The 4935-nt window shown below is 59.5% G+C and carries 6 protein-coding genes; 3 read left to right on the forward strand and 3 right to left on the reverse strand.

Annotated features, from left to right (window positions below):
* Positions 1-788, reverse strand: a 788-nt coding sequence (locus tag HX846_RS17555; protein ID WP_178965793.1) for an ammonium transporter, incomplete at its 3' end; no start/stop codon positions are given.
* Between the two features lie 34 nt (positions 789-822).
* Positions 823-1161: a P-II family nitrogen regulator gene (glnK, locus tag HX846_RS17560; RefSeq protein WP_002555808.1), complete on the reverse strand. Its 339-nt coding sequence runs from the start codon at positions 1159-1161 to the stop codon at positions 823-825.
* Positions 1162-1634: 473 nt separating this feature from the next.
* Between glnK and HX846_RS17565 the strand changes: the two genes are divergently transcribed.
* Positions 1635-1844, forward strand: coding sequence for an accessory factor UbiK family protein (locus tag HX846_RS17565; protein ID WP_371103568.1), 210 nt, complete (start codon positions 1635-1637; stop codon positions 1842-1844).
* A 52-nt stretch (positions 1845-1896) separates the two neighbouring features.
* On the opposite strand, the gene cfa is transcribed toward HX846_RS17565, so the two are convergent.
* Positions 1897-2979 (reverse strand): cyclopropane fatty acyl phospholipid synthase, encoded by a 1083-nt coding sequence (gene cfa, locus HX846_RS17570; RefSeq protein WP_003208781.1) that lies wholly within the window; start codon positions 2977-2979, stop codon positions 1897-1899.
* Positions 2980-3242: 263 nt separating this feature from the next.
* Here cfa and HX846_RS17575 point away from each other — a divergent pair, with 263 nt between their 5' ends.
* Both HX846_RS17575 and HX846_RS17580 read left to right on the forward strand, forming a co-directional pair.
* On the forward strand, positions 3243-4151 hold the full coding sequence (locus HX846_RS17575; RefSeq protein ID WP_003208779.1) for a LysR family transcriptional regulator: 909 nt from the start codon (positions 3243-3245) through the stop codon (positions 4149-4151).
* Between the two features lie 97 nt (positions 4152-4248).
* Positions 4249-4935 (forward strand): magnesium chelatase domain-containing protein (locus HX846_RS17580; RefSeq protein WP_178965794.1); only part of this gene is annotated, 687 nt, incomplete at its 3' end.

A 4935-nucleotide genomic window follows, 5' to 3' on the forward strand; every position in this document is an offset into this window, starting at 1 on the left:
GCAGCAGCGGAGCCGGCGTTGAAGCCGAACCAGCCGACCCACAGCATCGCCGCGCCCACCAGGGTGTAACCGAGGTTGTGCGGGGCCATTGGGGTGGTTGGGAAGCCTTTACGCTTGCCGAGTACCAGGCACGCTACCAGGCCGGCCACACCGGCGTTGATGTGCACCACGGTGCCGCCTGCGAAGTCGAGCACGCCCCAGTCGCCCAGCAACGAACCCGGACCGCCCCATACCATGTGGGCGATCGGTGCGTAGACCAGGGTGAACCAGACGCCCATGAAGATCAGCATCGCGGAGAACTTCATCCGCTCGGCGAATGCACCGACGATCAGCGCCGGGGTGATGATCGCGAAGGTCATCTGGAAGGTCACGAACACGGCCTCAGGGAACAACGCCGCCGGGCCGGTGATGCTGGCCGGGGTCACACCCGAGAGGAACAGTTTGGACAAGCCACCCACAAACGAGTTGAGGTTGACGACGCCTGCTTCCATACCGGTGGTGTCGAACGCCATGCTGTAGCCGTACACGAACCACAGGATGGTGATCAGGCCGGTGATGGCAAAGCACTGCATCATCACGGAAAGAATGTTTTTCGAGCGAACCATGCCGCCGTAGAACAGCGCGAGGCCTGGAATGGTCATGAACAGCACCAGCGCGGTGGACGTGAGCATCCACGCGGTGTCGCCGGAATTGAGGACTGGAGCAGGTACTGGGTCCGCCGCCATGGCCAGGGCCGGCATTACGAGGGACAACAGGGCTCCTAGCCCTGCGAATTTACGCAGAGTCATATTGTTTTCTCCTGGGGCGTTGGGGTTTGGCGGCTTAGATTGCGTCGGTATCGGTTTCGCCGGTACGGATGCGAATAGCCTGTTCCAGATTGACCACGAAGATCTTGCCGTCACCGATCTTGCCGGTGTTGGCGGCCTTGGTTATCGCCTCGATAACCCGGTCAAGATCCTTGTCGTCAATGGCGACATCAATCTTCACCTTTGGCAGGAAATCGACCACGTATTCCGCGCCGCGATACAGCTCGGTGTGACCCTTCTGCCGACCGAAGCCTTTGACCTCAGTAACGGTAATGCCCTGCACGCCGATCTCGGACAGTGACTCGCGTACATCGTCCAACTTGAACGGCTTGATGATGGCAGTGACTAGCTTCATGAAAACTCTCTCCCGAATTGGTGGACTTGCCCCAGGAAAACAAACCCGTCTCAAGTCTAAGCGCAGTGCCTGGCTTTGTAACGCTTCGTCGCCCTGGCATTTGCCATTGCGACGCTCGCTAACCACTGGTGACGAAACATGTACCGCTGGTCCGTCGGCGCACTGCATCGTCACAGCGACTGCATCAGTGCATGGGTCATGATCGTCTAAGCAGAAAGCTTGCCAGCTCCGTAAAAATCACTGAAATCAGTCCTTTGTTCGCCTGTGCCCACCTACCGGGCGCCACGACAGCGAAGATACGCACGAAAACGGTGCGCGACCGCCCGTCCTCATGCGCGAAAAGCGTGCGCCGCAGGGGCTGGAAAAGACTATAGACGCTGCGTGATACACTGCCGGCCAACAGATTTTCCGGACTATTTCCCATGCTCGCGCCCAAAGACCTCCTCGACGCCCTGAGCGGCCACGCCTCCCGCCTGTTCAGCAGCGACACGCCGCTGCCACGCAATGAAATTGAAAGCCAGTTCAAGGCACTGCTGCAAAGCGGTTTCAGCAAGCTGGACCTGGTAAGCCGGGAAGAGTTTGATAGCCAGATGGTGGTGCTGGCGCGCACTCGGGCGCGGTTGGAAAGCCTTGAGGCCAAGGTGGCGGAGCTGGAAGCGCGATTGACGCCTGCCGCCGAATAAGCCGGCCCAACCGGGGCAGGTTTCACCTGTCCCCGTTAAACCGTTGCAACCCTCAGCTCACCCGCTGATACCCGCCGACAACCCCCTTCTTCGACAATACCCACTGCCACAGCTGGATATCCCGCGCGCGAAACGCCCCTGCACACGACAGCAGGTAATAGCGCCACATCCGGTAGAAACGCTGGCCAAAGGTGTCTGCGAAATCCGGCCACGCCAGTTCGAAGTTTTCGCACCAGGCCATCAGCGTCTTGTCGTAGTCGGCGCCAAAGTTGTGCAAATCCTCGGCAACAAATAACCCGTCCATGGCGTCGCCGATCTGCCCGATCGAGGGCAAATCACCGTTGGGAAAGATGTATTTGTCGATCCACGGATCCGGCGTGCTGTTGCGTTGGTTCTTGCCGATAGTGTGTAGCAGGAATAACCCATCGTCTTTCAGGCAGCGGTTGGCGACCTCCATATACGCCCGATGGTTCTTGCGCCCCACATGCTCGAACATGCCGACACTGGCGATATGGTCGAACTGCTCGTCGATATCCCGATAGTCCTGCAGACGAAACTCGATCGGCAGATGTGAATACTTGGCCCGCCCCCACTCCGCCTGCTCCTTGGAGATGGTCACGCCGACACACTCGACCCCATAGTGCTCGGCCGCATGACTCATGAAACTGCCCCAGCCACAGCCGATATCCAGCACGCGCATGCCCGGCTTGAGCCCCAGTTTTTTACAGATCAGGTCCAGCTTGGCGAACTGCGCCTGCTCTAGGGTGGTGGCATCTTTCCAGTAGCCACAGGTGTAGGTCATGCGCGAGTCGAGCATGCGTGCGTAGAAGTCATTGCCGAGGTCGTAATGTGCTTCGCCGACTTGCCAGGCGCGTTTCTTGTTTTGCAGGTTCAGCCAGCGGGAGCTGAACGCGTGAAACAACAAGGTGGCCGGGTTGGCCTGGTCGATCACGCCGGAGCGCATGAGGCGGAAAAAAAACTCATCCAGCGCCTCGGCGTCCCAGCCGCCATCCATGTAGTCTTCGCCAAGGCCAAGATTGCCCTTGGCCAGGGCGAGATCAAATGTGGCACTGTGGTGCAGTTGCATATCGGCAGCCGATGGCCCGTTGACCTCGATCTGCGCCTGCGCCAGCAACTCCTTAACGAAGCGCGCTCCCTGAGACATCTCATCAGAACCGGAAAAAGAATGACGCGTTTTGTTAAGCACAGTTGCTCTCCAGAAATAGCGTTGCCTTTGATTCATACACTGCGAGAAATCTGGCCATGGAAGCGTCTGGCAAGGCCCTTAAGGCGTCATGGAAGCGCTGGCTGGGAACAGATGTAACAAATCTTATCCAGCCATTTTTTAAAGATATAATGAATTAATATTATGAAAACCATGCAAAATTGGAATGCAAGATGGACATTCGGGCGCTCCGTTATTTCGTAGAAGTCGTCGACCAGCAGAGCTTTACCAAAGCCGCTGTGAAGCTGCACCTGACCCAGCCAACAGTCAGCAAGATGGTGCAGCAATTGGAGTCGAGCCTGGGCCTGAAGCTGCTCGACCGCATGGGAAAACGCTTCACCCTGACGGACGCCGGGGAAATTGTGCTCAAGCGCGCCAAGGAAATGATCGCGCTGCACGATGAAATGACGGTAGAGCTGCAAGACTTGCAGCATGTCGGGCGCGGCGCCCTGCGCATGGGGCTTTCGCCCTCTACCCACCTCGCACTGGCGCCGATCTTTGCGGAGTATCACGCCCGTTACCCGAAGATCGAACTGAAACTGTTTGAAAGCGGCGGCAATATCACCATCCAGGATCTGCGCCAGGGCACGCTGGAGTTCGGCACCATCCTGGACTCGCCGCGCGTGGCGGACATCTGGTCCGAATTCGAATCCATGCCCTTGTTCGAATCGCCACTGTGCCTGCTCGCGCCCCATGACTCGCCCTGGCAAGGCCGCAGCTCGGTGGAGCTGAGCGAACTGCAAGCCTGCGAATTCATCTTTTACGATGACACCTTCACCCTGAACCAATTCGTACTTGATGCCTGTGCACAAGCCGGTTTTGAGCCGCGGATCAGTGGCCGCAGCAGCCAATGGGACTTTATTGCCTCCCTGGTACGACTGGGCGTGGGCATCACCCTGCTGCCCCGGGCATTCTGCGAAACCCTTGATGCGAGCCAGTTCAGCATCGCGGAAATACAGTCGCCGGCCCTGAACTGGCGACTGATGCTGGCGTGGCGGCGCCAGTGCAAATTGTCGTTTGCGGCGCAGGCGTGGTTGACGTTGGCGAAGGAGTTTCTGTGTGTGCCGCCGTCGGACCGCTAGCGCGATACGTTCTGTAAAACCTCGCCGCCGCGCGCCGCCATCACTCGACTACCCTTGAAAAACCGCAGGAAGCGGCCACTCATTTCAAGGAACCAGCATGTCCCTCGCCATCGTCCACAGCCGCGCCCAGATAGGCGTCGAAGCGCCCGCCGTCACTGTCGAGGTGCACATGGCCAACGGCTTGCCGTCGCTGACGCTGGTGGGCCTGCCGGAAACCGCCGTCAAGGAAAGCAAAGATCGCGTGCGCAGCGCCATTCTCAATTCTGCGCTGCAATACCCGTCCCGCCGCATCACCCTCAATCTCGCACCCGCCGACCTCCCCAAGGACGGCGGGCGTTTTGATTTGGCGATTGCCCTGGGGATTCTCGCCGCCAGCGTGCAGGTACCGGCGCTGACCCTCGACAACGTGGAATGCCTGGGCGAGCTGGCGCTGTCCGGTGAGGTGCGGCCGGTGAAAGGTGTGTTGCCGGCAGCCCTGGCGGCGCGCAAGGTCGGGCGCACCTTGATCGTGCCACGGGCCAATGCCGAGGAAGCCTGCCTGGCTTCGGGGTTGAAGGTGATTGCGGTGGATCATCTGCTGCAAGTGGTGGCGCACCTGAACGGTCACGTGCCGATCGAGCCCTTCGTCTCCAGCGGCCTGATGTACTTGAACAAACCCTACCCGGACCTGAGTGAAGTGCAGGGCCAACTGGCAGCCAAGCGTGCGCTGTTGATCGCTGCGGCGGGCGCCCACAACCTGTTGCTCAGCGGGCCACCGGGCACCGGTAAGACGTTGCTCGCCAGC

The sequence above is a fragment of the Pseudomonas sp. K5002 genome (genome assembly GCF_013386655.1).
Taxonomy (GTDB): Bacteria; Pseudomonadota; Gammaproteobacteria; order Pseudomonadales; family Pseudomonadaceae; genus Aquipseudomonas.

Bases quoted from the DNA above. Each gene is read 5' to 3' on its own strand.
- glnK (WP_002555808.1), bottom strand. From the start codon at position 1,161: ATGAAGCTAGTCACTGCCATCATCAAGCCGTTCAAGTTGGACGATGTA.
- HX846_RS17575 (WP_003208779.1), top strand. From the start codon at position 3,243: ATGGACATTCGGGCGCTCCGTTATTTCGTAGAAGTCGTCGACCAGCAG.